General features: G+C 62.8%; 37 protein-coding genes. 4 read left to right on the top strand and 33 right to left on the bottom strand.

The window, feature by feature from the left end; all coding sequences use genetic code 11:
* Positions 1-46: 46 nt before the first annotated feature.
* From rpsK to AC1DGE_RS11350, 5 genes are all read right to left on the bottom strand, one after another.
* The gene (gene rpsK / locus AC1DGE_RS11370) at positions 47-448 is read right to left on the bottom strand and encodes a 30S ribosomal protein S11 (RefSeq protein ID WP_018773682.1); all 402 of its coding nucleotides are present in this window, start codon (positions 446-448) and stop codon (positions 47-49) included.
* Positions 449-500: 52 nt separating this feature from the next.
* Positions 501-875 (bottom strand): 30S ribosomal protein S13, encoded by a 375-nt coding sequence (gene rpsM / locus AC1DGE_RS11365; RefSeq protein ID WP_024366110.1) that lies wholly within the window; start codon positions 873-875, stop codon positions 501-503.
* 184 nt (positions 876-1,059) lie between these two features.
* Positions 1,060-1,173, bottom strand: coding sequence for a 50S ribosomal protein L36 (rpmJ, locus tag AC1DGE_RS11360; protein ID WP_009358722.1), 114 nt, complete (start codon positions 1,171-1,173; stop codon positions 1,060-1,062).
* A gap of 69 nt (positions 1,174-1,242) precedes the next feature.
* Complete coding sequence (gene infA / locus AC1DGE_RS11355) at positions 1,243-1,464, bottom strand: translation initiation factor IF-1 (protein WP_009358723.1); 222 nt, start codon at positions 1,462-1,464, stop codon at positions 1,243-1,245.
* A 181-nt stretch (positions 1,465-1,645) separates the two neighbouring features.
* Positions 1,646-2,647, bottom strand: a complete 1,002-nt coding sequence (locus AC1DGE_RS11350; protein ID WP_441417042.1) for a P1 family peptidase — start codon at positions 2,645-2,647, stop codon at positions 1,646-1,648.
* Between the two features lie 234 nt (positions 2,648-2,881).
* On the opposite strand from AC1DGE_RS11350, the gene AC1DGE_RS11345 reads away from it, so the two are divergent.
* The 3 genes from AC1DGE_RS11345 to AC1DGE_RS11335 are packed head-to-tail and all read left to right on the top strand — an operon-like array spanning position 2,882 to position 6,161.
* Complete coding sequence (locus tag AC1DGE_RS11345; RefSeq protein WP_441417041.1) at positions 2,882-3,832, top strand: carbohydrate ABC transporter permease; 951 nt, start codon at positions 2,882-2,884, stop codon at positions 3,830-3,832.
* Positions 3,829-4,755: a carbohydrate ABC transporter permease gene (locus AC1DGE_RS11340; RefSeq protein WP_441417040.1), complete on the top strand. Its 927-nt coding sequence runs from the start codon at positions 3,829-3,831 to the stop codon at positions 4,753-4,755. The genes AC1DGE_RS11345 and AC1DGE_RS11340 overlap by 4 nt, the downstream gene beginning before the upstream one ends.
* A gap of 59 nt (positions 4,756-4,814) precedes the next feature.
* Positions 4,815-6,161 carry an ABC transporter substrate-binding protein gene (locus AC1DGE_RS11335; RefSeq protein WP_441417039.1) on the top strand — a complete coding sequence of 449 codons (1,347 nt, stop codon included), beginning with the start codon at positions 4,815-4,817 and terminating at the stop codon, positions 6,159-6,161.
* A 121-nt stretch (positions 6,162-6,282) separates the two neighbouring features.
* On the opposite strand, the gene map is transcribed toward AC1DGE_RS11335, so the two are convergent.
* From map to rpsJ, 23 genes are all read right to left on the bottom strand, one after another.
* Positions 6,283-7,110, bottom strand: coding sequence for a type I methionyl aminopeptidase (gene map, locus AC1DGE_RS11330; RefSeq protein WP_441417038.1), 828 nt, complete (start codon positions 7,108-7,110; stop codon positions 6,283-6,285).
* Between the two features lie 109 nt (positions 7,111-7,219).
* The gene (locus AC1DGE_RS11325) at positions 7,220-7,789 is read right to left on the bottom strand and encodes an adenylate kinase (protein ID WP_441417836.1); all 570 of its coding nucleotides are present in this window, start codon (positions 7,787-7,789) and stop codon (positions 7,220-7,222) included.
* Between the two features lie 5 nt (positions 7,790-7,794).
* Positions 7,795-9,105, bottom strand: a complete 1,311-nt coding sequence (secY, locus tag AC1DGE_RS11320; RefSeq protein WP_175321179.1) for a preprotein translocase subunit SecY — start codon at positions 9,103-9,105, stop codon at positions 7,795-7,797.
* Positions 9,106-9,292: 187 nt separating this feature from the next.
* Positions 9,293-9,787 carry a 50S ribosomal protein L15 gene (gene rplO, locus AC1DGE_RS11315; RefSeq protein ID WP_011692793.1) on the bottom strand — a complete coding sequence of 165 codons (495 nt, stop codon included), beginning with the start codon at positions 9,785-9,787 and terminating at the stop codon, positions 9,293-9,295.
* Complete coding sequence (gene rpmD / locus AC1DGE_RS11310; protein ID WP_056626615.1) at positions 9,788-9,994, bottom strand: 50S ribosomal protein L30; 207 nt, start codon at positions 9,992-9,994, stop codon at positions 9,788-9,790.
* A gap of 3 nt (positions 9,995-9,997) precedes the next feature.
* A complete protein-coding gene (gene rpsE, locus AC1DGE_RS11305; protein WP_476917475.1) occupies positions 9,998-10,678 on the bottom strand; it encodes a 30S ribosomal protein S5 in 681 nt (226 codons plus the stop codon).
* Between the two features lie 26 nt (positions 10,679-10,704).
* On the bottom strand, positions 10,705-11,088 hold the full coding sequence (gene rplR, locus AC1DGE_RS11300; RefSeq protein ID WP_018773674.1) for a 50S ribosomal protein L18: 384 nt from the start codon (positions 11,086-11,088) through the stop codon (positions 10,705-10,707).
* Between the two features lie 2 nt (positions 11,089-11,090).
* Positions 11,091-11,627 (bottom strand): 50S ribosomal protein L6, encoded by a 537-nt coding sequence (rplF, locus tag AC1DGE_RS11295; RefSeq protein ID WP_028269576.1) that lies wholly within the window; start codon positions 11,625-11,627, stop codon positions 11,091-11,093.
* An 18-nt stretch (positions 11,628-11,645) separates the two neighbouring features.
* A complete protein-coding gene (rpsH, locus tag AC1DGE_RS11290) occupies positions 11,646-12,044 on the bottom strand; it encodes a 30S ribosomal protein S8 (RefSeq protein WP_056737814.1) in 399 nt (132 codons plus the stop codon).
* An 80-nt stretch (positions 12,045-12,124) separates the two neighbouring features.
* Entirely contained in the window at positions 12,125-12,706 is a 582-nt protein-coding gene (rplE, locus tag AC1DGE_RS11285; RefSeq protein WP_056425240.1) for a 50S ribosomal protein L5, read from the bottom strand.
* On the bottom strand, positions 12,706-13,065 hold the full coding sequence (rplX, locus tag AC1DGE_RS11280; protein ID WP_066436866.1) for a 50S ribosomal protein L24: 360 nt from the start codon (positions 13,063-13,065) through the stop codon (positions 12,706-12,708). Before rplX ends, rplE begins: the two co-directional genes overlap by 1 nt.
* A gap of 3 nt (positions 13,066-13,068) precedes the next feature.
* Positions 13,069-13,437, bottom strand: a complete 369-nt coding sequence (gene rplN, locus AC1DGE_RS11275) for a 50S ribosomal protein L14 (RefSeq protein ID WP_003803789.1) — start codon at positions 13,435-13,437, stop codon at positions 13,069-13,071.
* A gap of 555 nt (positions 13,438-13,992) precedes the next feature.
* Entirely contained in the window at positions 13,993-14,301 is a 309-nt protein-coding gene (rpsQ, locus tag AC1DGE_RS11270) for a 30S ribosomal protein S17 (protein ID WP_056737811.1), read from the bottom strand.
* Positions 14,298-14,627, bottom strand: a complete 330-nt coding sequence (rpmC, locus tag AC1DGE_RS11265) for a 50S ribosomal protein L29 (protein ID WP_476917474.1) — start codon at positions 14,625-14,627, stop codon at positions 14,298-14,300. Before rpmC ends, rpsQ begins: the two co-directional genes overlap by 4 nt.
* Before the next feature lie 2 nt (positions 14,628-14,629).
* Positions 14,630-15,046, bottom strand: coding sequence for a 50S ribosomal protein L16 (rplP, locus tag AC1DGE_RS11260; RefSeq protein ID WP_138768571.1), 417 nt, complete (start codon positions 15,044-15,046; stop codon positions 14,630-14,632).
* Entirely contained in the window at positions 15,047-15,880 is an 834-nt protein-coding gene (gene rpsC / locus AC1DGE_RS11255; RefSeq protein ID WP_476917473.1) for a 30S ribosomal protein S3, read from the bottom strand.
* Positions 15,881-16,246, bottom strand: coding sequence for a 50S ribosomal protein L22 (gene rplV, locus AC1DGE_RS11250; RefSeq protein WP_003803798.1), 366 nt, complete (start codon positions 16,244-16,246; stop codon positions 15,881-15,883).
* Positions 16,247-16,284: 38 nt separating this feature from the next.
* Positions 16,285-16,566: a 30S ribosomal protein S19 gene (gene rpsS / locus AC1DGE_RS11245; protein ID WP_018773666.1), complete on the bottom strand. Its 282-nt coding sequence runs from the start codon at positions 16,564-16,566 to the stop codon at positions 16,285-16,287.
* Positions 16,567-16,578: 12 nt separating this feature from the next.
* Entirely contained in the window at positions 16,579-17,418 is an 840-nt protein-coding gene (gene rplB, locus AC1DGE_RS11240; RefSeq protein ID WP_024366131.1) for a 50S ribosomal protein L2, read from the bottom strand.
* Positions 17,419-17,447: 29 nt separating this feature from the next.
* Complete coding sequence (gene rplW / locus AC1DGE_RS11235) at positions 17,448-17,753, bottom strand: 50S ribosomal protein L23 (protein ID WP_018773664.1); 306 nt, start codon at positions 17,751-17,753, stop codon at positions 17,448-17,450.
* Positions 17,750-18,370, bottom strand: coding sequence for a 50S ribosomal protein L4 (gene rplD / locus AC1DGE_RS11230; RefSeq protein WP_441417035.1), 621 nt, complete (start codon positions 18,368-18,370; stop codon positions 17,750-17,752). Before rplD ends, rplW begins: the two co-directional genes overlap by 4 nt.
* Positions 18,371-18,374: 4 nt before the next feature.
* Positions 18,375-19,025, bottom strand: a complete 651-nt coding sequence (gene rplC / locus AC1DGE_RS11225) for a 50S ribosomal protein L3 (RefSeq protein ID WP_003803812.1) — start codon at positions 19,023-19,025, stop codon at positions 18,375-18,377.
* A gap of 17 nt (positions 19,026-19,042) precedes the next feature.
* On the bottom strand, positions 19,043-19,351 hold the full coding sequence (gene rpsJ / locus AC1DGE_RS11220) for a 30S ribosomal protein S10 (RefSeq protein ID WP_038464699.1): 309 nt from the start codon (positions 19,349-19,351) through the stop codon (positions 19,043-19,045).
* 437 nt (positions 19,352-19,788) lie between these two features.
* Here rpsJ and AC1DGE_RS11215 point away from each other — a divergent pair, with 437 nt between their 5' ends.
* Positions 19,789-21,228 carry a GH1 family beta-glucosidase gene (locus AC1DGE_RS11215; protein ID WP_476917472.1) on the top strand — a complete coding sequence of 480 codons (1,440 nt, stop codon included), beginning with the start codon at positions 19,789-19,791 and terminating at the stop codon, positions 21,226-21,228.
* Positions 21,229-21,240: 12 nt separating this feature from the next.
* Here the strand turns inward: AC1DGE_RS11215 and AC1DGE_RS11210 are convergent, their stop codons facing one another.
* From AC1DGE_RS11210 to rpsL, 5 genes are all read right to left on the bottom strand, one after another.
* The gene (locus AC1DGE_RS11210) at positions 21,241-21,366 is read right to left on the bottom strand and encodes a hypothetical protein (RefSeq protein ID WP_441417033.1); all 126 of its coding nucleotides are present in this window, start codon (positions 21,364-21,366) and stop codon (positions 21,241-21,243) included.
* A 141-nt stretch (positions 21,367-21,507) separates the two neighbouring features.
* On the bottom strand, positions 21,508-22,698 hold the full coding sequence (gene tuf, locus AC1DGE_RS11205) for an elongation factor Tu (protein WP_003803827.1): 1,191 nt from the start codon (positions 22,696-22,698) through the stop codon (positions 21,508-21,510).
* Positions 22,699-22,960: 262 nt separating this feature from the next.
* Positions 22,961-25,075 carry an elongation factor G gene (gene fusA / locus AC1DGE_RS11200; RefSeq protein ID WP_138768566.1) on the bottom strand — a complete coding sequence of 705 codons (2,115 nt, stop codon included), beginning with the start codon at positions 25,073-25,075 and terminating at the stop codon, positions 22,961-22,963.
* A 69-nt stretch (positions 25,076-25,144) separates the two neighbouring features.
* Complete coding sequence (rpsG, locus tag AC1DGE_RS11195) at positions 25,145-25,615, bottom strand: 30S ribosomal protein S7 (RefSeq protein ID WP_026531948.1); 471 nt, start codon at positions 25,613-25,615, stop codon at positions 25,145-25,147.
* Position 25,616: 1 nt separating this feature from the next.
* Positions 25,617-25,991 carry a 30S ribosomal protein S12 gene (gene rpsL, locus AC1DGE_RS11190; protein WP_011692814.1) on the bottom strand — a complete coding sequence of 125 codons (375 nt, stop codon included), beginning with the start codon at positions 25,989-25,991 and terminating at the stop codon, positions 25,617-25,619.
* Positions 25,992-26,011: the final 20 nt, after the last annotated feature.

Below are 26,011 nucleotides of genomic sequence, written 5' to 3'. Positions count from 1 at the left end.
GGGCTTGCCCGGACCGGCGAGGGTCCGGGCAAGCTCCGGCTAAGACTTAGACGCGGCGGCGCTTCGGCGGGCGGCAGCCGTTGTGCGCGCTGGGGGTTACATCCTGGATGGATCCAACCTCGAGGCCAGCGGCCTGCAGTGAACGGATTGCGGTCTCGCGTCCGGATCCCGGTCCCTTGACGAATACGTCAACCTTGCGCATGCCGTGCTCCTGAGCGCGCTTTGCGGCGGCTTCGGCGGCCATCTGGGCTGCGAACGGGGTGGACTTACGTGAGCCCTTGAAGCCAACCTCACCGGACGAAGCCCAGGAGATGACAGCACCGTTCGGATCCGTGATGGAAACGATGGTGTTGTTAAAGGTGCTCTTGATGTGCGCCTGGCCCAGCGCGATATTCTTCTTGTCCTTCTTACGCGGCTTGCGAACCGCGCCACGAGTCTTCGGGGGCATTATTTCTCCTACAGAAAGTTATCGGGGGGAAGACGAGCTAATCCCGAGGGATTTAGCGGGTCTTCTTCTTGCCTGCGACGGTGCGCTTCGGGCCCTTGCGGGTGCGCGCGTTCGTCTTCGTACGCTGTCCGCGCACTGGCAGGCCCTTACGGTGGCGAATACCTTCGTAGCTGCCGATTTCAACCTTGCGGCGGATATCTGCTGCTACTTCGCGGCGAAGGTCACCCTCAACCTTGTAGTTGCCTTCAATGTAATCACGCAGCTGGACGAGCTCGGCGTCGGACAGGTCCTTGACCCGAACGTCCGCGCTGATGCCGGTGGCAGCCAGGGTTTCGTGTGCACGGGTCTTGCCCACGCCGTAGATGTAAGTAAGCGCAATTTCCAACCGCTTTTCGCGGGGAATGTCTACGCCAGCGAGACGAGCCATAGTGGCAGTGCTCCTTGAATAAACCGGAGGTCGTAGGCAGTACACCCGTACAGTCCGTACGGCCCCAGCCTCCGACCGGGGGTTAGCTGTCCGGACTCGTTATTGCTCAGTGTCCCAGATCAGCTTGTGCTGCCTTTTTATTTACTTGCGTGGGTTAGCAACCCAGGGTTTCCGGTGAAGGAAATTAGCCCTGGCGCTGCTTGTGGCGCGGGTTCTCGCAGATCACCATGACCCGGCCATTACGGCGGATCACTTTGCACTTTTCGCAGATCTGCTTGACGCTCGGCTTGACCTTCATGGCGTTCCTTTGCGTGTTGCAGTTGGTCAGCTGGACCGGCCTTTGGCTAATGCCCTGGCCGGCCAGTGTTTACTTGTAGCGGTAGACGATACGACCACGTGTCAGGTCGTACGGGCTCAGCTCCACCACTACCCGGTCCTCAGGGAGAATCCTGATGTAGTGCTGGCGCATCTTTCCAGAGATGTGTGCCAGAACGATGTGCTTGTTGGTGAGCTCAACGCGAAACATCGCGTTAGGCAGCGCCTCGGTCACAACGCCCTCGATCTCAATGACCCCGTCCTTCTTGGCCATACCCTCCGCTAACTGTTGTTGCCACAGCCCCTCCGGCTTGCACCGACGATCACTGCGGACGATTTTAATTGCTTGTTTTGCTAGCTTGCCTGCTGCCACCAGGCCACAAAAGGGCACAACAGGGCAGACAACCAACAGTCAACACTACGGCATTGCGGGCCGAATGTTAAATCCAGCCATGCTAGCGCACTCCGTCCCCGTATGCACGAAAGCGCCCCGCCGGGGTCTCCACCTCCGCCGCCGCGGCGATCCCGTCCAGGATGGCCAGCCGGACGACGTCGGCTGCCGCGCTCTGCAGGTTTATCAGGCTCAACTGCCGTGCGGCGTCGGTACTGCGGTCCAGCGCGACGGCGCCAGTGGAGAGCGCGAACACCGTGTCGCCGTCGGCCAGCGTATGGCTTGGATTCAGCGCCCGGGCGAGGCCGGCGTGGGCTGCCGATGCTGTCCGCTTGCACTCGGCCTTGTCCAATACGGCGTTGGTCGCGACGACGACGAGGGTTGTGTTGAGGGGCGGCGCGGCATTCGCCGACGTGGAATCGGGAACCCGGAAGCGCGCGTCTAAGGGAGGAACGACCGAGCGCGCGGAGGGTTCGGGATTTCCCGTAGGCACCACAAATGGGAGTCCCAGCGCGTTGACTACAGCAAGCGCCCCGACGACGACGCCGTTTTCCAGGGTGATCGAGGCCGTGCCTACTCCGCCCTTGAATTGGCCCCGGCCGATAGCTGCGCCGGTGCCGGCTCCCACGTTGCCTCGTTCGACGTCGTGCCCCTCCTGGTGTGCGGCGGCATCGGCGGCGGCGGCATAGCCCATGGCCTCGTCCGGGCGGGCGGCGAAGTCGCCGCCGCGGCCCAGGTCGAAGATGGCCGCCGCGGGGACAATCGGCACCACGCCGCCGGGCACGGGGAAGCCCCTCCCCTGCTCCTCACACCAGCGCTGGGCGCCGTGGGCAGCCGCCAGCCCGAAGGCGCTGCCCCCGGTCAGGACCACGGCGTCGACGGCGGTGCTCAGCGTGGTGGGGTCGAGCGCGTCGGTCTCGTGCGTACCGGGACCGCCGCCCCTGACGTCCACCGAGCCTGCCGTCCCCGGGGGCGGCAGGACCACCGTGACACCGCTCTGCCAGCCCTCCCCGGTCCGGGCGGCATGGCCCACGCGGATTCCGGGCACATCCGTAATCGCCGTCATGGCTCCATTGTGCGCCCCGCCGCCGGGAAACCAGGCGCCGCGATCTCCCCGCCCGCAAACGAACGTTGTGGAATACTGCAACCAACAATAGGTAAAAGGGCAAGGAAGCCTGACATAACAAAGCTCTGACGAGGCCTTGTGCGGGGTTCCGCCCACCCAGCGTGTGGTGAAGTGTTCTTGATCCCCCGCCCAACTGCCTGCCCTCGGCAGGCCCGGATCCGTTAGAGACGCCCTATGACTAGACAATTGACGGACAGTCCCGTGGCTACCGCCGGGACCGTCACGCGGGACCAGCGCCGGGGACGCTGGTCTGCCCGGACGCGCAGGGACTTCATCGTGTTCCTGGCGCTGGCCCTGCCGAACCTGGCACTGATAGCGGTGTTCACCTACCTCCCGCTCATCAACAACATCTACTACTCCACGCTGGACTGGACGCTGGGCTCCGCCTCCGCCACGGTCGTCGGCTTCGACAACTACATCAACTTCTTCACCAGCGCTGACGCCCCCAAGGTGCTGGGCACCACGGCCATCTTCACCGTCATAACGGTCGGCGGGTCCATGGTCCTCGGACTGCTGGTGGCCCTCGCCTTGAACTCCAAGGTCCGCGGCACCACCTTCGCCCGGTCCGCCGTTTTCGCCCCCTACGTGCTCAGCGGGGTCGGCGTCGGACTGGTCTGGCTGTTCATCTTCGACCCCGGCTACGGGGTGCTGTCCTGGCTGCTGCGCGGGATCGGCCAGCAGAGCCCGCAATGGATCAACGATCCGCAGCTCTCCCTGGTCATGGTGATCACGGTCTACATCTGGAAGAACCTCGGCTACTGCGCCGTCGTCTACCTCGCCGGCCTCCAGTCGCTGCCCCAGGACGTCATGGAAGCGGCGTCGCTGGACGGCGCCAACGGGTTCCGCCGCTTCGTCAGCATGTCGGTCCCGCTGCTCTCCCCCACCACGTTCTTCCTGCTGATCACCACGATGCTCAGTTCGCTGCAGGCTTTCGACCTGATCCGGATCATGACCCCGCTCGGCAACGGGACGTCCACCCTGATCTACGAGGCGTACCTGCAGGCCTTCGGGGCCTTCAACCGGGCCGGCTACTCGGCGTCCATTTCCGTGGTGCTCTTCGCCATCCTCCTGATCATCACCGTGCTGCAGGTGCGGTTCGTAGAACGGAAGGTGCACTACTCGTGAGCACACTCTCTCCCGTGAACCCCGATCCCGCTGCCAACGCCGGACCCGCCGCCGGCCCCGAGGTTCCACCGCAACGGCAGCGACCGTTTTCCCGCGCAAACCTGGTCCAGACAATCGCCGCCGGCTACGTCCCGCTCATCCTCGCCACCCTCGTGGTGGTGCTGCCGCTGCTCTGGATGGTGCTGAGCTCCTTCAAGCAGCCGGGCGAGATCGTCACGACGGACCTGATGATCCTGCCGGAAAGCGTGAACCTGGACAACTACCACGTAGCGATGACGACGGTGCCCTTCGCCAGGTTCTTCCTGAACAGCCTGATCGTCACCACGGTGGGCGCCACTGTGAAGGTGATCCTGGCCATCCTGACGGCCTACGCCCTGGTCTTTGTCCGCTTTCCGTTCAAGAACGTCATCTTCATCCTCATCCTGGTCGCGCTGATGGTGCCGCCGCAGGTGTCCATCCTGCCCAACTACATCCTGATCGCGGGCCTGGGTGGCAAGAACACCCTCTGGGGCATCATCCTGCCCGGGCTGGGCACCGCCTTCGGCACCTTCCTGCTCCGCCAGCACTTCATGACGCTGCCCGGCTCCATCCTGGAAGCTGCCGAGATCGACGGTGCGGGGCACTGGCGCCGGCTGTGGCAGGTCGTCGTCCCGGTCTCCGGCCCGTCAATCGCCACCGTCGCCCTGGTCACCGTCGTGAGCGAATGGAACGACTACATCTGGCCGCTCATCATCACCGACCGGCCGGAAACCATGACGCTGCCCGTGGGCCTGACCCTGTTGCAGAACTCTGAAGGCAACGGCTCCGGCTGGGGCATCCTGATGGCCGGCGCGGTCCTGGTGATTGTTCCGATCCTGCTGGTCTTTGCGGCGCTGCAACGCTACATCGTGGCCGGCCTCACCCAGGGCAGCGTCACCGGGTGACGCCGCCTCCGAATGCACCCCACCATCACAACAAGTCAACACTTTTGAGAGGATCCACCATGGCAACGAATCTTGGCCGCAGACACTTCCTTGGCCTGGCCGGCGCGGGCGCAGGGGCCGCGGCCCTGGCGGCCTGCGGCGGCCCGTCCACGGGAGGCGGCACCGGGGCCTCCGGCGCGGCGGACATCGACTTCAGCGGCGTGAAGCCGGCCTCGTCGATCGATTTCTGGACCAACCACCCGGGCAAGTCCCAGGACGTGGAAAAGGCGATCATCGAGAAGTTCCAGGCCAAGTTCCCGGACATCAAGGTCAACCTGATCACCGCCGGCGCCAATTACGAGGAAATCGCGCAGAAGTTCCAGACCTCCCAGGCAGCGAAGTCGGCCCTGCCCGGCCTTGTGGTGCTCTCGGACGTCTGGTGGTTCCGGTACTACACCAACGGCAACATCATCCCGCTCGACAACCTGATCAAGCAGTTGGACATCAAGGTTGATGACTTCCAGAAGTCACTCGTCGCCGACTACCAGTACGCCGACAAGCAGTGGGCCCTCCCCTACGGCCGCTCCACCCCGCTGTTCTACTACAACAAGGACCACTTCAAGGCCGCCGGCTTGCCGGACCGGGCGCCCAAGACCTGGCAGGAGTTCGCCGAGTGGGCCCCGAAACTGAAGGCCAGCTCCGGCGCCCAGTACGCCTACATCTATCCCGCACTGGCCGGATACGCCGGCTGGACCCTGCAGAACAACCTCTGGGGCTGGGGCGGCAGCTGGTCCAACGAATGGACCATCAACTGTGATTCCGCCGAGTCGGTGGAAGCGCTCCAGTGGGCCCAGGATTCGATCTACAAGGACAAGTGGGCGGGTGTCTCCTCCAAGGAGGCCGCGGACGACTTCGCGGCCGGCATCACCTCCGCCACGATTGCCTCCACCGGCTCCCTGCTGGGCGTGCTGAGCTCCGCCAAGTTCAACGTGGGCGTCGGCTTCCTCCCGGGCGGCCCGAAGAAGGAAAGCGGTGTCTGCCCCACCGGCGGCGCCGGGCTCGGCATCCCCAGCGGTGTCAGCAAGGAAGTCCAGCTCGCTGCCGCGACATTCCTGAAGTTCATGACCGAGCCGGAGAACACCGCCGCGTTCTCCGCCGCGACCGGCTACATGCCGACCCGGACGTCCGCCGACATGACCGCGGTGCTCGCCAAGACGCCTCAGATCAAGACGGCCATCGACCAGCTCGCGGTTACCCACGTCCAGGACAACGCCCGGGTGTTCCTGCCGGGCGCGGACCAGGAAATGGCCAAAGCCGCCGCGAAGATCCTCACCCAGCAGGGCGACGTCAAGGCCACCATGACCGAGCTCAAGACCACCCTCGAGGGCATCTACACGAAGGACGTGAAGCCGAAGCTCAAGAGCTGACGCTGCGCTCACTGCCTGAGGATACGACGAATCCCTGGCGACGCTGGAATACCAGCGCCGCCAGGGATTCGTCGTATCACAAGCCGCCAAGCGCATCGCTAGGGAGCCGCGAAAGAAACGCTTAGGGAATCGGGACGGGGACGACGCCGAGCGGCGCCAGTTTCGCGGCTCCGCCGTCGGGCGCCGAAAGCACCCAGATGCCCTTCTCGTGCACCGCCACGGAGTGCTCCCACTGGCAGGAGCGCTTCCCGTCGGTGGTGACCACGGTCCAGTCGTCGTCGAGGGTGGCGGTTTCGATGCTGCCGCGGACCAGCATGGGTTCGATCGCCAGACACAGTCCGGGCCGGATCTTGGGGCCGCGGTGGCCCGTACGGTAGTTCAGCACGTCCGGGGCCATGTGCATCTCGGAGCCGATCCCGTGGCCCACGTAGTCCTCCAGGATGCCCAGCGGCTTCCCGGGCACGGAGGAAACATAGTCGTCCACAGCGTTGCCGATGTCGCCGACGAACTTGCCGGTGGCCAGCGCCGCGATGCCGTGCCACATGGCCGCCTCGGTGACGTCGGAGAGCCGCTGGTCTTCGGGGTCCGCCGTCCCGACGATCACGGTACGGGCCGAGTCGGAGTGCCAGCCGTCCACGATGGCGCCGCCGTCGATCGAGATGATGTCCCCGTCCTGCAGGACACGGTCGCCGGGGATGCCGTGCACTACTTCCTCGTTGACCGAGGTGCAGATGGTGGCCGGGAAGCCGTGGTAGCCGAGGAAGTTGGACTTCGCTCCGGCGTCCTGGAGCACGCCGGCAAAGACGGCGTCGAGGTCGCGGGTGGTCACTCCGGGGACGGCTGCCGCCACGGCGGCGTCGAGCGCGCGGCTCAGCACCAGCCCGGCCTCGTGCATGGTCCGCATCTGGGCGTTGGTCTTGTATTCAATGCGGGTCTGGCCGAATGCCATGCTCAGCGTCCTTTCGGTGGTGCCGCAGCCGCCCTGCAGGGGGTGTGCGGACAAATGGCTGAGGCTCCTCCCGGCACTGCGGGAGGAGCCTCAATAGTCACGGGCCGGATCAGGCGGACTGCGCCGCTTTGATGGCCTGCATGACGCGGTCGGTGACCTCGTCGATGCCGCCGATGCCGTCGACCTGGGTGAGGATGCCGCGGTCGGCATACTTGGCCACCACGGCTTCCGTCTGGCCGTGGTAGAGGTCCAGGCGGTGGCGGATCACGGCTTCGTTGTCGTCGCTGCGGCCGGTGTCCTTGGCGCGGCCCAGGAGGCGCTTGACGAGTTCCTCGTCGTCGGCCGTGAGCTGCAGGACGACGTCGAGCTTCTGGTCGGCGTCGGCGAGGATCGCGTCGAGGTAGTCCACCTGCGCGGTGGTGCGCGGGTAGCCGTCCAGCAGGAAGCCGGCTTCGACGTCGTCCTCCGTGAGGCGGTCCCGGACCATCTTGTTGGTCACGCTGTCCGGGACGAAGTCGCCCGCGTCCATGTACTTCTTGGCTTCGATGCCGAGCGGCGTCTCACCCTTGACGTTGGCACGGAAGATGTCGCCGGTGGAGATCGCAACGACGCCGAGTCGCTCCGAAATGCGTTCCGCCTGCGTTCCCTTGCCGGAACCGGGAGGTCCGATAATCAACATTCTCGTCATCGCAAAAGCCCTTCGTAGTGACGCTGCTGTAGCTGAGCATCAATCTGCTTGACGGTCTCCAAACCTACGCCCACCATGATCAGGATCGAGGTGCCGCCGAACGGGAAGTTCTGGTTGGCGTTGATCAGGACCAAGGCAATCAGCGGGATCAGGGCCACAAAGCCCAGGTAGATCGCGCCGGGCAGGGTGATCCTGGAAAGCACATACTGCAGGTAATCCGCGGTCGGCTTGCCGGCACGGATACCCGGAATGAAGCCGCCGTACTTCTTCATGTTGTCAGAAACTTCCTCAGGGTTGAAAGTGATCGCAACATAGAAGTAAGTGAAGAACACAATCATGGCGAAGTACAGGGCCATGTAGATGGGGTGGTCACCGCGGGTGAGGTTGTTGTTGATCCACTCAACCCACGGCGCGACGGGCTCGCCCGGCGCAGGCCGGTTGAACTGGGAGATCAGGCCCGGCAGGTACAGCATCGAGGACGCGAAGATGACGGGCACGACGCCGGCCATGTTCACCTTGATGGGGATGTAGGTGCTGGTTCCGCCCACGGTGCGGCGGCCGATCATGCGCTTGGCGTACTGCACCGGGATCCGGCGCTGGGACTGCTCAACGAAGACGACCAGGGCCACGGTCAGCAGGCCGATGACGAGGACCATAAAGAAGGTGCCCGGGCCCTGCGCCTTCCAGATGGCGCCGAGGGACGTCGGGAAGCCGGCAGCGATCGAGGTGAAGATGAGCAGCGACATGCCGTTGCCCACACCCTTCTCGGTGACGAGCTCGCCCATCCACATGATCAGGCCGGTGCCGGCCGTCAGCGTGATGATGATCAGGATCGTGGTGATGATGCTCGCGTCCGGAATGATCGGCAGCTGGCAGTTCGGCAGCAGTTGGCCGGAGCGCGCCAGCGACACCAGCGTCGTGGCGTTCAGGAGGCCCAGGGCGATCGTCAGGTACCGGGTGTACTGGGTCAGCTTGGACTGGCCCGAGGCGCCCTCTTCGTAGAGCTGCTGGAACCGGGGAATGACCACGCGGAGCAGCTGGACGATGATGCTTGCCGTGATGTACGGCATGATCCCGAGCGCGAAAATTGAGACCTGCAGCAATGCACCGCCGCTGAACAGGTTGACGAGCTGGTAGATCCCGCCCGAGGTCTGACCGTTCTGCAAGCATTGCTGGACATTCTGGTAGTTCACACCAGGCGAGGGGATGAAGGCACCCAAGCGGAAGATTGTGATGATTCCCAGCGTGAACAACAACTTGCGTCGCAGATCAGGCGTGCGAAAGGCCCGGCCAAATGCGCTAAGCAAGCGTCCTCCTGAGTAATAAGTAAAGTCGTGTGAGATAGGTCAAATAAACCCAACAACCGAGTCTAACGGGTGGATGCGCCCGGCGAACAATCGGCATGGCCGGGAAACAGAAAAAACTCCCGGCACCGGGGGCCTGAGCCCCATGGTGCCGGGAGTTTGAACAACGGGCAACTGCCCCGCCGCCTCTTTAGAGGGCGGTGGTGCTTCCGCCTGCTGCGGCAATCTTTTCTGCGGCGCTGGCCGAGAATGCGTGGACGGTGACGTCAACCTTGACGGTGATGTCGCCGGTGCCCAGCACCTTGACGGGCTGGTTCTTGCGAACGGCACCCTTTTCGACCAGGTTCTCCACGGTGACTGCGCCACCTTCCGGGAACAGCTCGTTGAGCTTGTCCAGGTTTACAACCTGGTACTCAACCCGGAACGGGTTCTTGAAGCCGCGCAGCTTCGGCAGGCGCATGTGCAGCGGCAGCTGGCCGCCGGCAAAGCCAGCCTTGATCTGGTAGCGGGCCTTCGTACCCTTGGTACCGCGACCAGCGGTCTTACCCTTGGAACCTTCACCACGACCAACGCGGGTCTTGGCGGTCTTGGCACCCGGGGCGGGACGCAGGTGGTGAACCTTCAGTGCGTTCTGCTTCTCAGCAGCGGCGCCCTGTGCCTTCTCGGCGGTGTTCTTCTCTGCCATTTACTTCGCCTCCTCTACCTTTACCAGGTGCGGAACCGTGTTGAGCATCCCGACGGTCACGGCGTCGGCGGTGCGGACAACGGTGTGTCCGATCCGCTTCAGGCCGAGGGAGCGAAGGGTGTCGCGCTGGTTCTGCTTGCCGCCAATGGCGGACTTGATCTGAGTGATCTCCAACTGAGCGTCGGAGGGAATCAGGTTCTTAGCCATGACTCAGACACCTGCCTTCTGGTTCAGGAGCGCCTTCACCATTGCCGGCGGAGCGACCTCGTCGAGCGGGAGGCCGCGGCGTGCTGCCACTGCTGCCGGCTCTTCGAGGCGCTTCAGCGCATCAACGGTCGCGTGAACGATGTTGATGGCGTTGGAGGAACCGAGCGACTTGGAGAGGATGTCGTGGATGCCCACGCACTCCAGTACTGCACGGACCGGACCGCCGGCGATAACACCGGTACCGGCGGAAGCCGGACGCAGCATGACAACGCCTGCAGCGGCTTCGCCCTGCACGCGGTGCGGGATGGTGCTGCCGATGCGGGGAACGCGGAAGAAGGACTTCTTGGCCTCTTCAACGCCCTTCGCGATGGCGGCGGGAACTTCCTTAGCCTTGCCGTAGCCGACGCCGACCATACCGTTGCCGTCACCGACGACGACGAGGGCGGTGAAGCTGAAGCGACGACCACCCTTGACGACCTTGGAAACGCGGTTGATGGTTACGACGCGCTCTACGAACTGGCTCTTCTCGGCTTCGCGGCCGCCGTCGCGGCCACCACGGCCACCACGGTCGCCACGGCCCTGGCCGCGGTCGCCACGCTCGCCACGACGGGCGCCACCACGGCGGTCGTCAGTGGTAGCAGACGCAGCGGTCTCAGTTGCCGGAGCAGCTACAGCTTCAGTCACCTGAATGTCCTTTTCGTTATTTTCGGTCACAGTGCCAGCCCACCTTCACGTGCGCCGTCAGCGACGGCGGCGATCCGGCCGTGGTACTTGTTACCACCGCGGTCGAAGACAACAGCTTCGATACCGGCAGCCTTGGCGCGCTCGGCGACGAGCTCGCCAACGCGCTTGGCCTTGGCGGTCTTGTCACCGTCGAATGCACGAAGGTCGGCTTCCAGAGTGGACGCGCTCGCTACGGTCAGGCCCTTGGTGTCATCGACAACCTGGACGAATACGTGGCGTGCGGAACGGTTGACGACCAGACGCGGACGTACAGCCGTACCGGAGATGCGCTTGCGGATACGAAGCTGGCGGCGGCTGCGCTGGGCAGACTTGCTCTTGTTCGTACGCTTCTTGTTAATTGCGATGGCCATGGTTACTTACCAGCCTTTCCGACCTTGCGGCGGATGACTTCGCCGGCGTAGCGGATGCCCTTGCCCTTATAGGGGTCCGGCTTCCGCAGCTTGCGAATGTTGGCAGCAACCTCGCCGACCTGCTGCTTGGAGATACCTGAAACAGAGAGCTTGGTCGGGGTCTCAACTGCAAAGGTGATGCCGTTCGGAGCCGAGACGTTGACCGGGTGGCTGTAGCCCAGAGCGAACTCAAGGTCAGAACCCTTGGCCTGGACGCGGTAACCGGTACCGACAATCTCAAGCTTCTTCTCGTAGCCTGCGGTAACGCCCTGGATCATGTTGGCGATCAGGGTGCGGGTCAGGCCGTGCAGCGAACGGGAGGCGCGCTCGTCGTTCGGGCGGGCGACAGTCAGGGTGCCATCTTCCAGGGTGACCTCGATCGGGCTGGCCACAGTGTGGCTCAGCTCGCCCTTGGAACCCTTGACGCTGACGACAGAGCCGTCAACCTTGACCTCAACGCCGGCAGGAACGGTGATGGGGAGACGTCCAATACGTGACATTATTCTCTTCCTTTCCCGTTACCAGACGTAAGCGAGGACTTCGCCGCCCACGCCCTTCTTGCCGGCCTGCTTGTCAGTCAGGAGGCCGGAAGAGGTGGACAGGATTGCGATACCCAGGCCACCCAGCACGTGCGGCAGGTTGGTGGACTTTGCGTAAACGCGCAGTCCCGGCTTGGAAATACGACGAACGCCAGCGATGGAACGCTCGCGATTCGGACCGAACTTGAGCTCGAGGGTCAGCTTCTTGCCAACCTCCGCGTCTTCTTCCTTCCAGGAGGCGATGAAGCCTTCTGCCTTCAGGATGTCAGCAACGCGTGCCTTGAGCTTGCTGTAAGGCATAGACACGGAATCGTGGTATGCCGAGTTTGCATTGCGCAGACGCGTAAGCATATCTGCGACAGGATCTGTCATAGTCATGTGGGCTCTTGCCCTTCCTCATAACGGTTTCCGCTGTCCTGGAAACAAAGCCAGGCAGCCGGACCTTTTACGTAGCTAGATTAATCTTCGGTCTTGAACGGGAAGCCAAGCGCCTTGAGTAGCGCGCGGCCTTCGTCGTCGGTCTTGGCAGTGGTCACGACGGTGATGTCCATGCCGCGAACGCGGTCAATGGAATCCTGGTCGATCTCGTGGAACATAACCTGCTCGGTCAGACCGAAGGTGTAGTTGCCGTTGCCGTCGAACTGCTTGCCGCTGAGGCCCCGGAAGTCGCGGATACGCGGCAGTGCCAGCGTGACCAGACGGTCCAGGAATTCCCACATGCGGTCGCCACGCAGAGTTGCGTGCGCACCGATCGGCATGCCTTCGCGCAGCTTGAACTGTGCGATCGACTTGCGGGCCTTGGTTACCTGCGGCTTCTGGCCGGTGATCAGGGTCAGATCGCGGACAGCGCCGTCGATCAGCTTGGAGTCCTTAGCGGCATCTCCAACACCCATGTTCACAACGACCTTCACCAGACGGGGAACCTGGTTGACGTTCTCGTACTTGAATTCCTCAACGAGCGAGCTCTTGATGGAATCCGCGTACTTGGTCTTCAGACGAGGAACGATCTTGCTTGCCGGAGTCTCGAGAGTCTCAGTCATTAGATGTCCTTCCCTGAGCTCTTGGCCACGCGGACACGCACTTCACGCTTCACGCCATCGCGCTCAACGGTCTCGGTGCGGAAACCGACGCGGGTGGGCTTCTTGGTGGAGGGGTCAACCAGAGCCACGTTGGAGATGTGGATTGAAGCCTCAACGACCTCGATGCCACCGGTCTTGGTGCCGCGCTGCGACTGACCGACCTTGGTGTGCTTGGTTACGCGGTTAATGCCTTCAACCAACACGCGGTTGGTCTCCGGGAATACGCGCAGAACCTTGCCCTGCTTGCCACGGTCGCCGCCGCGCTCAGCCTTGGCGCCAGTGATGACCTGAACCAGGTCACCCTTTTTGATCTTAGCCATGGACTAGAGCACCTCCGGAGCCAGAGAAACGATCTTCATGAACTTCTTGTCGCGAAGTTCACGACCAACCGGTCCGAAGATACGGGTACCGCGGGGGTCACCGTCGTTCTTCAGGATCACAGCTGCGTTCTCGTCAAACTTGATGTAGGAACCATCCGCACGGCGGCGTTCCTTCTTGGTACGGACGATGACAGCCTTGACGACGTCGCCCTTCTTTACGTTGCCGCCCGGAATTGCGTCCTTGACGGTAGCGACGATCACGTCGCCAATGCCTGCGTAGCGACGGCCAGATCCACCGAGAACGCGAATGGTAAGGATTTCCTTAGCACCCGTGTTGTCGGCGACCTTGAGTCGCGACTCCTGCTGAATCACTATTTACTCCTTGCGTCGCGCCGGTTCTCAGACCGAAAATCTTCCTACGGAATGAGCCTTGCGGAACGGTTGATCGGGGTGTCTCTTGACCTGCCTGGATTTTGCCAGACCAGGCCTAAACGCCCGTGCCAAAAACAGTTGCTTCCCGGGAGCGCGAGGCGCGAGGGGGCACTATGCCGTGGCACGATTGTTTACGAGGTTGATGATGACGCACGAAAGGCGCCATACAAACTCAAAATCTTAGCACGTTTCCGGCGCATCCCCATATCACAGCTGCCAGCCCCCTGCCCACGACGCGCGAAGGGACACTTAGTGGGCGCGGGCGGGGTGCGGCCGGCCCTCAGCGGCCGACGTCGTCGCTCACGGCAGTCTCTTGGCCCGCCTTCCGCCCCCTCCCCCGCGAACTGAGCCGGCCGGCGTCGGACACCCGCTGAAACTCTGCGCGGCGTGAGATGCCGGCGACGCCACAGGCCCCCGCCGGGAACGAGGAAACCCCCGCTCCCAGAAGGGAACGGGGGTTTCGGCGCAGATTCCCGGGCGGGGAAGCTGCAGGTGTTACTTGGCCTTCTCGAGGATCTCCACCAGGCGCCACCGCTTGGTAGCGGACAGCGGGCGGGTCTCGGCGAGGAGAACGAGGTCGCCGATGCCGGCGGAGTTCTCTTCGTCGTGAGCCTTGATCTTCGTGTTGCGGCGCATAACCTTGCCGTAGAGGGCGTGCTTCACGCGGTCTTCGACCTGGACAACGATGGTCTTTTCCATCTTGTCCGAGACGACATAGCCGCGCTTCGTCTTACGGTAACCGCGCTCGTCAGCCTTGGCTGCGTCGGAAACAGTTTCCGTCACGTTCTCGTCCTTTTCACTCACTTGGCGTCCTCCTCGGTCTCAACCGTTTCAGCCTTGTCAGCCTTCTTGGTTGCAGCCTTCTTGGACTTCTTTTCTTCCTTGGCTTCCACAACCGGTGCGGCAACCTCGGCACGAATGCCCAGCTCGCGCTCACGGAGAACGGTGTAGATGCGTGCGATGTCCTTCTTTACCGCGCGCAGACGACCGTGGTTCTCCAGCTGTCCGGTGGCGGACTGGAAACGCAGGTTGAACAGCTCTTCCTTGGCCTTGTGGAGTTCTTCAACGAGACGCTCGTTGTCGAAACCGTCCAGCTGTGCGGATGCAAGTTCCTTGGATCCTACTGCCATTTCTACTCACCACCTTCGCGACGCACAATGCGTGCCTTCAACGGCAGCTTGTGGATTGCCAGGCGCAGGGCCTCGCGAGCTACCTCTTCACTGACACCGGAGAGTTCGAAGAGAACCCGGCCCGGCTTGACGTTTGAGACCCACCATTCCGGAGAACCCTTACCGGAACCCATGCGGGTTTCGGCCGGCTTCTTCGTCAGCGGACGGTCCGGGTAGATGTTGATCCAGACCTTTCCGCCACGCTTGATGTGGCGGGTCATCGCGATACGGGCAGATTCGATCTGACGGTTCGTGACGTAGGCCGGGCTCAGAGCCTGGATACCCCACTCACCGAACGAGACCTCGGTGCCGCCCGTGGCAGCGCCGGAACGACCCGGGTGGTGCTGCTTACGGTGCTTTACTCGACGCGGGATAAGCATTTAAGCCTGTCCTCCTTCTACTGCCGGTGCAGCTGCTTCGACAACCGGAGCGTCGGCAGCAGCGGGTGCAGCCTCGGCCGGGCGGTCGTTACGACGACGGCGGTCACCACGGTCAGCGCCACCCGGGCGGCCCGGACGATCGCTGGCACCACGGCCGCGGGACGGAGCAGCAGCTGCCTGCTGAGCCAGTTCCTTGGCGGTGACGTCACCCTTGTAGATCCAGACCTTCACGCCGATGCGGCCGAAGGTGGTCTTGGCCTCGTAGAAGCCGTAGTCGATGTTCGCGCGGAGGGTGTGCAGGGGCACACGGCCTTCGCGGTAGAACTCCGAGCGGGACATTTCTGCGCCACCCAGTCGACCCGAGCAAGCGATACGGATGCCCTTGGCACCAGCGCGCTGCGCGGACTGCATTGCCTTCTTCATCGCACGGCGGAAGGCCACGCGGGAAGTCAGCTGCTCTGCAACGCCCTGGGCAACAAGCTGGGCTTCCATCTCGGGGTTCTTGACCTCGAGGATGTTCAGCTGGACCTGCTTGCCGGTGAGCTTTTCGAGCTCGCCGCGGATGCGGTCTGCCTCGGCGCCGCGGCGGCCGATCACGATACCCGGACGTGCCGTGTGGATATCCACGCGGACACGGTCGCGGGTGCGCTCGATCTCAACCTTGGCGATGCCGGCGCGCTCCATGCCCGTGGACATGAGCTGGCGGATACGGATGTCCTCGCGAACGAAGTCCTTGTACCGCTGGCCGGCCTTGGTGCTGTCGGCGAACCAGTGCGATACGTGATCGGTGGTGATACCGAGTCGGAACCCGTGCGGGTTAACTTTCTGTCCCACTTAGCGAGCCTCCTCTTTCTCCGGGGTAGCGACTACCACGGTGATGTGGCTCGTGCGCTTCTTGATCTGAAATGCACGACCCTGGGCACGCGGCTGGAACCGCTTCATGGTCGGGCCTTCATCAACAAACGCTTCGCTGATGATGAGGTCACCTTCGTCAAACGCCACGCCGTCGCGGTCCGCGAGGACCCGTGCGTTGGAGATTGCCGACTGAACTACCTTGAATACCGGCTCAGAAGCTGCCTGCGGGGCAAACTTCAGAATTGCCAGAGCCTCGTTCGCTTGCTTACCACGAACAAGGTTGACGACGCGCCGGGCCTTCATAGGCGTTACGCGGATGTGACGCGCAATTGCCTTGGCTTCCATTGCTTTCCTTCTCTCGTCTTTGACGTAAGTGCAGGCGCCTAGCGGCGCTTGCCCTTACGGTCGTCCTTGACATGGCCGCGGAATGTCCGCGTGGGAGCGAATTCGCCGAGCTTGTGCCCGACCATCGACTCAGTGACAAACACCGGGATGTGCTTGCGTCCGTCGTGCACGGCGATCGTGTGGCCGAGCATGTCGGGGACGATCATCGAACGGCGGGACCAGGTCTTGATGACGTTCTTGGTGCCCTTTTCGTTTTCCCTGGCTACCTTCACAAAGAGGTGCTGGTCAACGAAAGGACCTTTTTTCAGGCTGCGTGGCATGTGTCCAGGCTCCTATCGCTTGTTCTTGCCAGTACGACGGCGACGAACAATAAGCTTGTCGCTCTCTTTGTTGGGACGGCGGGTGCGGCCTTCGCGCTTACCGTTCGGGTTGACGGGGTGACGTCCACCGGACGTCTTACCCTCGCCACCACCGTGCGGGTGGTCGACCGGGTTCATGGCGACACCACGGACGGTCGGGCGGACGCCCTTCCAGCGCATACGGCCGGCCTTACCCCAGTTGATGTTCGACTGCTCGGCGTTGCCGACCTCGCCGACGGTTGCGCGGCAGCGCACGTCAACGTTGCGGATTTCGCCGGAAGGCAGACGCAGCTGGGCGAAACGGCCTTCCTTTGCAACGAGCTGGATCGATGCGCCGGCGGAGCGGCCCATCTTGGCGCCGCCACCCGGGCGCAGTTCAACTGCGTGGATTACGGTACCGACCGGGATGTTGCGCAGCGGCAGGTTGTTGCCGGGCTTGATGTCAGCGTCGGCACCTGCTTCCACGGTGTCACCCTGGGCCAGCTTGTTCGGGGCGATGATGTAACGCTTGGTGCCATCAACGTAGTGCAGGAGGGCGATGCGAGCCGTGCGGTTCGGATCGTACTCGATTTCGGCAACGCGGGCGTTGACGCCGTCCTTGTCGTGACGACGGAAGTCGATCAGACGGTACTGGCGCTTGTGGCCACCACCCTTGTGACGGGTCGTGATCTTACCGGTGTTGTTACGGCCACCCTTTTTCGGGAGGGGACGTACCAACGACTTTTCCGGCGTCGACCGCGTGATTTCGGTGAAGTCCGCTACGCTCGAGCCACGACGGCCCGGGGTAGTCGGCTTGTACTTACGGATTCCCATAATTTATTTCCTCGTTAAAGTGGTCTCCGCTACGAGAGCGGACCGCCGAAGATGTCGATAGTGCCTTCTTTGAGGCTCACAATGGCACGCTTGGTGTTCTTGCGGGTACCCCATCCGAATTTGGTGCGCTTGCGCTTACCGGCACGGTTGATGGTGTTGATCGATTCGACCTTGACGGAGAAAATCTTCTCCACGGCCAGCTTGATCTCGGTCTTGTTCGAGCGGGGGTCCACCAGGAAGGTGTACTTGCCCTCGTCGATCAGGCCGTAGCTCTTTTCCGAAACGACGGGTGCAAGCACGACGTCGCGCGGGTCTTTGATGGTGGCTGCGCTCACTTGGCATCCTCCTCGTTCTTTGCAGCCTTGTCAGCAACGAATGCTTCGTAGGCAGCCTTGGTGAAGACTACGTCGTCAGAAACGAGCACGTCGTAGGTGTTCAGCTGGTCTGCGTACAGAACGTGAACATCCTGGAGGTTGCGCACGGAGAGTGCAGCAACATCGTTGGCGCGGTCGATGACAACGAGCAGGTTCTTGCGCTCGGAGACGCCACGCAGCGTTGCCAGTGCGTCACGGGAAGACGGCTTGGTGCCTTCGACCAGATCAGCAACGACGTGGATGCGGCCGTTACGGGCGCGGTCAGAGAGAGCGCCGCGCAGTGCAGCAGCAATCATCTTCTTGGGGGTGCGCTGGCTGTAGTCACGCGGCGTGGGGCCGTGGACGATGCCACCACCGGTCATGTGAGGAGCACGGATTGAACCCTGACGGGCGCGGCCGGTGCCCTTCTGCTTGAACGGCTTGCGACCGGCGCCGGAAACTTCGGCGCGGGTCTTGGTCTTGTGGGTACCCTGGCGAGCAGCAGCGAGCTGTGCAACGACGACCTGGTGCAGCAGCGGCACGTTGGTCTGTACGTCGAAGATCTCTGCAGGCAGGTCAACCTTGACAGTGCTAGTCATTGAACTAGGCTCCCTTCACGGCGGTGCGTACGAGTACGACCTGGCCGCGGGCGCCGGGGACGGCACCCTTGATCAGGAGCAGCGACTTCTCGACGTCAACCGCGTGGACCGTGAGGTTCAGCGTGGTGTGACGAACGGCGCCCATGCGGCCGGCCATTTTCATGCCCTTGAAGACGCGGCTCGGGGTGGATGCTCCACCGATAGAACCGGGCTTACGGTGGTTCTTGTGGGCACCGTGGGAAGCTCCAACGCCGTGGAAGCCGTGACGCTTCATAACACCGGCGAAGCCCTTACCCTTGGTGGTGCCAACGACGTCGATCTTCTGGCCGGCTTCGAAGAGCTCTACGGAGAGCTCCTGGCCCAGCTCGTAAGAGTCAGCATCTGCAGTGCGCAGTTCTACGACGTGGCGGCGAGGCGTGACGCCTGCCTTTTCAAAGTGACCAGCCAGCGGCTTGGTGACCTTGCGGGGGTCGATCTGGCCGTAGCCGATCTGAACGGCGACGTAGCCATCAGTCTCTGCATTGCGCAGCTGCGTGATGACGTTCGAGTCAGCCTGGACCACAGTGACGGGGATGAGCTTGTTGTTCTCGTCCCAGACCTGGGTCATGCCGAGCTTCGTGCCCAGCAGGCCCTTTACGTTACGGGTTGCGGTCATAGTCTCTCAGCACCTCCCTACAGCTTGATTTCGATGTTCACGTCGGCCGGCAGGTCGAGACGCATGAGCGAATCAACAGCCTTGGGCGTGGGATCGATGATGTCGATAAGACGCTTGTGCGTGCGCATTTCAAAGTGCTCGCGGCTGTCCTTGTACTTGTGCGGAGAGCGGATTACGCAGTAGATGTTCTTCTCCGTCGGCAGCGGCACGGGGCCAACTACAGTTGCGCCTGCGCGCGTGACCGTCTCAACGATCTTCCGTGCTGAAACGTCAATGACCTCGTGGTCATATGACTTCAGCCGGATGCGGATTTTTTGTCCCGCCATGTCGCCTGACTCTCTTTCAGTCTGTGCTTCCCCTGTTTAGGGCTGCCCTGTTTACTTACTCGTTGTGTGGCTGCCGAAGCATTTGAAGTCGTAACTACCACCCGCCGCACAAGCTGAATCCGGATGAATCCGGGTTCCTCAACCTGCCGGCGCAACCGACCCCCGCGGTCGGGCGTGTCGCGCTTTGCACGCGTACTCGTCCGCAGTTCCTTGGGAAGTGGGTTATGTTTGGGCTCTTACTTGGACCCTGGCACCCGGCATTATCCGGATCGGGACGCGAAAGAGCGCTTGAACAACTCATCTAGTATGCCGGAATTAATCGGCAGAAGCGAATCAGCGCCGACAGGACCTGCCCCTGGCTCCCCGCTCCTCTCGACTCTTGGTCCTGCCGGCGCCCGGTCATTGCCTTCAGCAACGGTCGATACGAAGATAGGGGCATGACCGTGCAGGATTCCCCCGCCGTCCAGGCCCTCGCTGCCAAGCTGCGGCCGGGCTTCATGCTGGGGGTGGCCTCCGCCGCCTTCCAAATCGAAGGTGCCCTCGCAGCCGGGGGGCGAGGACCCTCAGGCTGGGACGCCTTTGCCGAGAAGCCCGGCAGCATCCAGGACGGGCACTCCCCCGCCGTCGCCTGCGATCACTACAACCGTACGGACGAGGACGTCCGGTTGATGCGCGAGCTGGGCATCGATTCCTACCGGTTCTCGATTTCCTGGCCGCGGATCCAGCCGGACGGCACGGGCCCGTTCAACGCCGAGGGCCTCGACTTCTACGACCGGCTGATCGACCGGCTCCTCGAGGCCGGAATCTCGCCGATGGCCACGCTGTACCACTGGGACACCCCGCTTCCGTTGGAGCACCGCGGAGGCTGGATGAACCGGACGACGGCGGAACGCTTCGCCGACTACAGCGCCGCCGCCGGCGCCCGGTTCGGGGACCGGGTGACCCAGTGGGTGACGTTGAACGAACCGGCCTCCGTCACCCTCAACGGCTATGCCCTCGGCGTGCATGCGCCCGGCCACGACCTGCTCTTCGACGCCCTGCCGTCGGTGCACCACCAGCTCCTGGCCCACGGACTCGCGGTCCAGGCCCTGCGGGCCGAGGGCGTTACCGGGGCGGTCGGCGTCACCAACCTGCACTCCCCCGTCCGGCCGGCCACCGGGTCCGTCACGGACAAGCTGCTGGCGAAGGTCTTCGATCTGGCACTGAACCGGATCTACGCCGATCCGATCCTGTTGGGGAGCTATCCGAAACCGCCGCTGCTGGCCAGGCCCTGGTTCCGTGCCCTCGCCAGGATCTCCGACGCGGACCTGCGCAATATCCACCAGCCGCTGGATTTCTACGGGGTGAACTACTACTACCCGGTGAAGGTGGCCACCGGCCGCGGCCCCGCGGACAGCCCGGTCGGCTCAGCGGAGGCGATGGTTAAGCTGCCGTTCCACTTTGCCGCATTCCCGGAGTATGAAACCACCGGCTTCGGCTGGCCGGTTGCGCCGGACCACCTGGGTCCGCTGCTTCGGGAAATGAAGGACCGGTACGGCGAGGCCCTCCCACCGCTCTACATCACCGAGAGCGGAGCGAGCTTCCCGGAACCGGACCATGTGGACGGGCCGATCGCTGACGCGGGCCGGATCAGCTACCTCGCCGACCATCTGGGCCACGCACTCGCCGCGACGGCCCCCGGCGGCATCGCCGACGACGTCGAACTCCTGGGCTACTACGTGTGGACGCTGATGGACAACTTCGAATGGGCGGCCGGCTACTCCCAGCGCTTCGGCCTGGTCCACGTCGACTTCGACACCCAGGCGCGGACCCCCAAGGAGTCCTTCTATTGGTACCAGGCCCTCAGCAGGGCCAGGCAAGAACAGTCCGCGCGCTAGATCAATGCCCCGCTACTTGTTCTTGTTGGCGCGGTCGATGCGTTTTGCACGCTCGATCTCGTGCCGGAAGTATTTCTTGGCCCACAGCCCGCCACCGACGCCGGCGGCAATTACCACCAGGAAAATGATCCATTCCATGCCGGTCTCCTCTCTTCACCTGCAACCGTAGCAGGCACTTAAAAGGAACAGCCCCGCTGCAGTGCAGCGGGGCTGTTCCTTTTCGTCACGGAGGCCGCCAGGCGGCCGCCGATCAGGAGTTCAAGCTCAGATCAGCAAGGACTACTTGATGATCTTGGTGACGCGTCCCGAACCAACGGTGCGGCCGCCTTCGCGGATTGCGAAGCCGAGGCCCTCTTCCATTGCGATCGGCTGGATGAGCGCAACGGTCATCTCAGTGTTGTCGCCGGGCATAACCATTTCCGTGCCTTCCGGCAGGGTGATAACGCCGGTTACGTCCGTGGTGCGGAAGTAGAACTGCGGGCGGTAGTTGGAGTAGAACGGGTTGTGACGTCCGCCTTCGTCCTTGGAGAGGATGTAGACGTTAGCCTCGAAGTCGGTGTGCGGGGTGATGGAACCCGGCTTGACGACAACCTGGCCACGCTCGACATCGTCGCGCTTCAGACCGCGGAGCAGGAGGCCACAGTTCTCGCCGGCCCATGCTTCGTCGAGCTGCTTGTGGAACATCTCGATACCGGTAACCGTGGTCTTCTGGACCGGGCGGATGCCGACGATCTCGACCTCAGAGTTGATCGCGAGGGTTCCACGCTCGGCGCGGCCCGTAACAACGGTGCCACGGCCGGTGATCGTGAAGACGTCTTCGATCGGCATCAGGAACGGCTTGTCACGGTCACGTACCGGGTCCGGAACGGACTCGTCGACAGCAGCCATCAGGTCCTCAACGGACTTGACCCACTCCGGGTCGCCTTCCAGAGCCTTCAGGCCCGAAACGCGGACAACCGGTGCTTCGTCGCCATCGAAGCCCTGCGAGCTCAGGAGCTCACGAACTTCCATTTCGACGAGGTCGAGGAGTTCCTCGTCATCGACCATGTCAGCCTTGTTCAGTGCCACCAGCAGGTAGGGAACACCAACCTGGCGGGCGAGCAGAACGTGCTCGCGGGTCTGGGCCATCGGGCCGTCAGTGGCGGCAACCACGAGGATTGCACCGTCCATCTGAGCAGCGCCGGTGATCATGTTCTTGATGTAGTCAGCGTGACCCGGAGCGTCTACGTGTGCGTAGTGGCGCTTCTCGGTCTGGTACTCAACGTGGGAGATGTTGATGGTAATGCCGCGCTGACGCTCTTCGGGTGCAGAGTCAATCGACGCGAAGTCACGCTTCTCGTTGAGAGTCGGGTACTTGTCGTACAGCACCTTGGAAATGGCGGCCGTCAGCGTCGTCTTACCGTGGTCAACGTGACCAATGGTACCGATGTTAACGTGCGGCTTAGTCCGCTCGAACTTTGCCTTTGCCACAGGTTCCTCCTAGAACGTTTTCAAATGACTTACCCTTCGACCGCGCTTGTCGCGGCTGAAACTCCAGTAAGTCTACTTGGGGGGCTTTGGATTGGTGAAATTGCAGATTCAGGAACTAATACTAGTCCCTCGAGCCTGTTCGTGCTGGCGGCCGGTGCCCGGCTGGACTGCGTCCGACCGGGGCCGGCCGCCAGCACCAGGTGAATCTCCTATTGAGGAAACGCACCCGAGTGTTTTCGCTGCTGCGGGAAGTCCTTGCGGACTACTCGCCGCGGCTCTTCTGGATGATCTCGTCGGCAACTGCCTTCGGGACCTCGGCGTAGCTGTTGAACGTCATGGAGTACACAGCGCGGCCCTGGGTCTTCGAACGCAGGTCACCGATGTAGCCGAACATGCCGGACAGCGGGACGTGCGCGCGAATGACCTTGACGCCCTGGGCATCTTCCATGGACTGCATCTGGCCACGGCGGGAGTTGAGGTCACCGATAACTTCACCCATGTATTCCTCAGGGGTGCGGACCTCGACATCCATCAGCGGTTCAAGCAGGACGGGGTTCGCCTTGCGTGCGGCTTCCTTGAAAGCCATACGTCCGGCGATCTTGAACGCCATTTCCGAGGAGTCAACATCGTGGTAAGCGCCGTCAATCAGCGTCGCCTTGATGCCGACAACCGGGTATCCGGCCAGGACGCCGTCGTTCAGCGCATCCTGGATACCAGCGTCAACGGACGGGATGTATTCGCGCGGAACGCGGCCACCGGTGACCTTGTTCTCGAACTGGTACATCTCGCCTTCGGACGTGTCCAGCGGCTCGATGGCGATCTGGATCTTTGCGAACTGGCCCGAACCACCGGTCTGCTTCTTGTGCGTGTAGTCGTGACGCTCTACAGCACGCTTGATGGTTTCGCGGTAGGCAACCTGGGGCTTGCCCACGTTTGCCTCGACCTTGAATTCGCGGCGCATGCGGTCCACCAGGATGTCCAGGTGGAGCTCGCCCATGCCGGCGATGATGGTCTGGCCGGTGTCTTCGTTGAGGGAGACCTGGAAGGTCGGGTCCTCAGCGGAGAGCTTCTGGATGGCCGTGGAGAGCTTCTCCTGGTCACCCTTAGTGTTCGGCTCGATCGCGACCGAGATCACGGGCTCCGGGAAGCTCATGGACTCGAGGACGATCTGGTTCGAAGAATCGCACAGGGTGTCGCCCGTGGTGGTGTCCTTCAGGCCGATCGCTGCGTAGATGTGGCCAGCGGTAGCGCCGTCAACCGGCATTTCCTTGTTGGCGTGCATCTGGAACAGCTTGCCGATGCGCTCCTTCTTGCCCTTGGTGGAGTTGACCACCTGTGCGCCTGCTTCCACGTGACCGGAGTACACGCGGATGAAGGTGAGCTGGCCGAAGAAGGGGTGCGCGGCGATCTTGAACGCCAGTGCGGAGAACGGCTCGTCAGCGGAAGGCTTACGGGTCAGTTCCTTCTCTTCGTCGCGAGGATCGTGACCGATCATCGGGGGGACGTCGAGCGGGTTCGGCAGGTAGTCCACGACGGCGTCGAGCATCGGCTGGACGCCGCGGTTCTTGAACGCGGAACCACAGAAGACCGGGTAGAGCTCGGAGTTGATCGTCATCTTGCGGATGCCGGCCTTGAGCTCGTCGATCGAAATCTCTTCGCCCTCGAGGTACTTCTCCATGAGCTCTTCGGAGGACTCTGCAACGGTCTCAACGAGCGTTGCGCGGTACTCTTCGGCCTTTTCCTTGAGGTCAGCCGGGATCTCCTGGATCTCGTACTTGGCACCCATGGTGACGTCACCCTTGGAGTCGCCGGGCCAGACCAGTGCACGCATGTACAGCAGGTCGACGACGCCGATGAAGTCGTTCTCGGCGCCGATCGGCAGCTGCATGACGAGCGGCTTGGCACCGAGGCGGCTGACGATGGTGTCGACGGTGAAGTAGAAGTCAGCGCCGAGCTTGTCCATCTTGTTGACGAAGCAGATGCGCGGGACGTTGTACTTGTCGGCCTGGCGCCAAACAGTCTCGGACTGCGGCTCCACACCTTCCTTGCCGTCGAACACGGCGACTGCACCGTCGAGGACGCGCAGGGAGCGCTCAACCTCAACCGTGAAGTCAACGTGGCCGGGGGTGTCAATGATGTTGATCTGGTTGTTTTCCCAGAAGCAGGTCACGGCGGCAGACGTGATGGTGATGCCGCGTTCCTTCTCCTGTTCCATCCAGTCGGTGGTCGACGCGCCGTCGTGCGTTTCGCCGATCTTGTGGTTCACACCCGTGTAGAACAGGATGCGCTCGGTAGTAGTGGTCTTGCCGGCATCAATGTGGGCCATGATGCCGATATTGCGGACCTTGCTAAGGTCGGTAAGCACGTCCTGTGCCACGGTGTCTCCCTTTCGGATGGACTGCACGTTCGCCGCCGACTCGGTTGAGCCGGCGGCGTCCGGGAAGTATTACCAGCGGTAGTGTGCGAAGGCCTTGTTGGACTCGGCCATCTTGTGGGTGTCTTCGCGACGCTTCACAGCGGCTCCGAGACCGTTCGAGGCATCCAGGATTTCGTTCTGGAGGCGCTCGGTCATCGTCTTTTCGCGGCGGGCCTTGGAGTAGCCAACCAGCCAGCGGAGGGCGAGGGCCGTGGAACGGCCCGGCTTGACCTCGACGGGAACCTGGTAGGTGGCGCCACCGACGCGGCGGGAGCGGACCTCGAGGGAAGGCTTGACGTTGTCCATGGCCTTCTTGAGGGCTGCAACCGGGTCGCCGCCGGACTTGGCGCGCGCGCCTTCGAGTGCACCGTAGACGATGCGCTCTGCGGTGGACTTCTTGCCGTCAACCAGCACCTTGTTGATCAGCTGAGTGACCAGCGGGGAGCCGTAAACGGGATCTAGTACTAGCGGCCGCTTGGGGGCCGGACCCTTGCGAGGCATATTACTTCTTCTCCATCTTTGCGCCGTAGCGGCTGCGGGCCTGCTTACGGTTCTTCACACCCTGGGTATCGAGGGCGCCACGGACGATCTTGTAACGGACACCCGGAAGGTCCTTAACACGGCCGCCACGGACGAGCACAATGGAGTGCTCCTGCAGGTTGTGGCCAACACCGGGGATGTAGGCGGTGACTTCAACGCCGCCGTTGAGGCGCACGCGGGCAACCTTACGGAGAGCCGAGTTCGGCTTCTTCGGGGTCGTCGTGTAAACGCGGGTGCAGACACCGCGGCGCATGGGGCTGCCGTTAAGCGCGGGAGCCTTGGTCTTCTTGACCTTAGGCGTGCGGCCCTTGCGGACCAGCTGGTTAATCGTAGGCACTCTCGTGTTCTCCGTTTTAT

Source organism: Arthrobacter sp. 05N425 (genome assembly GCF_056397125.1).
This window is presented reverse-complemented; position numbering and strand designations above follow the sequence as displayed.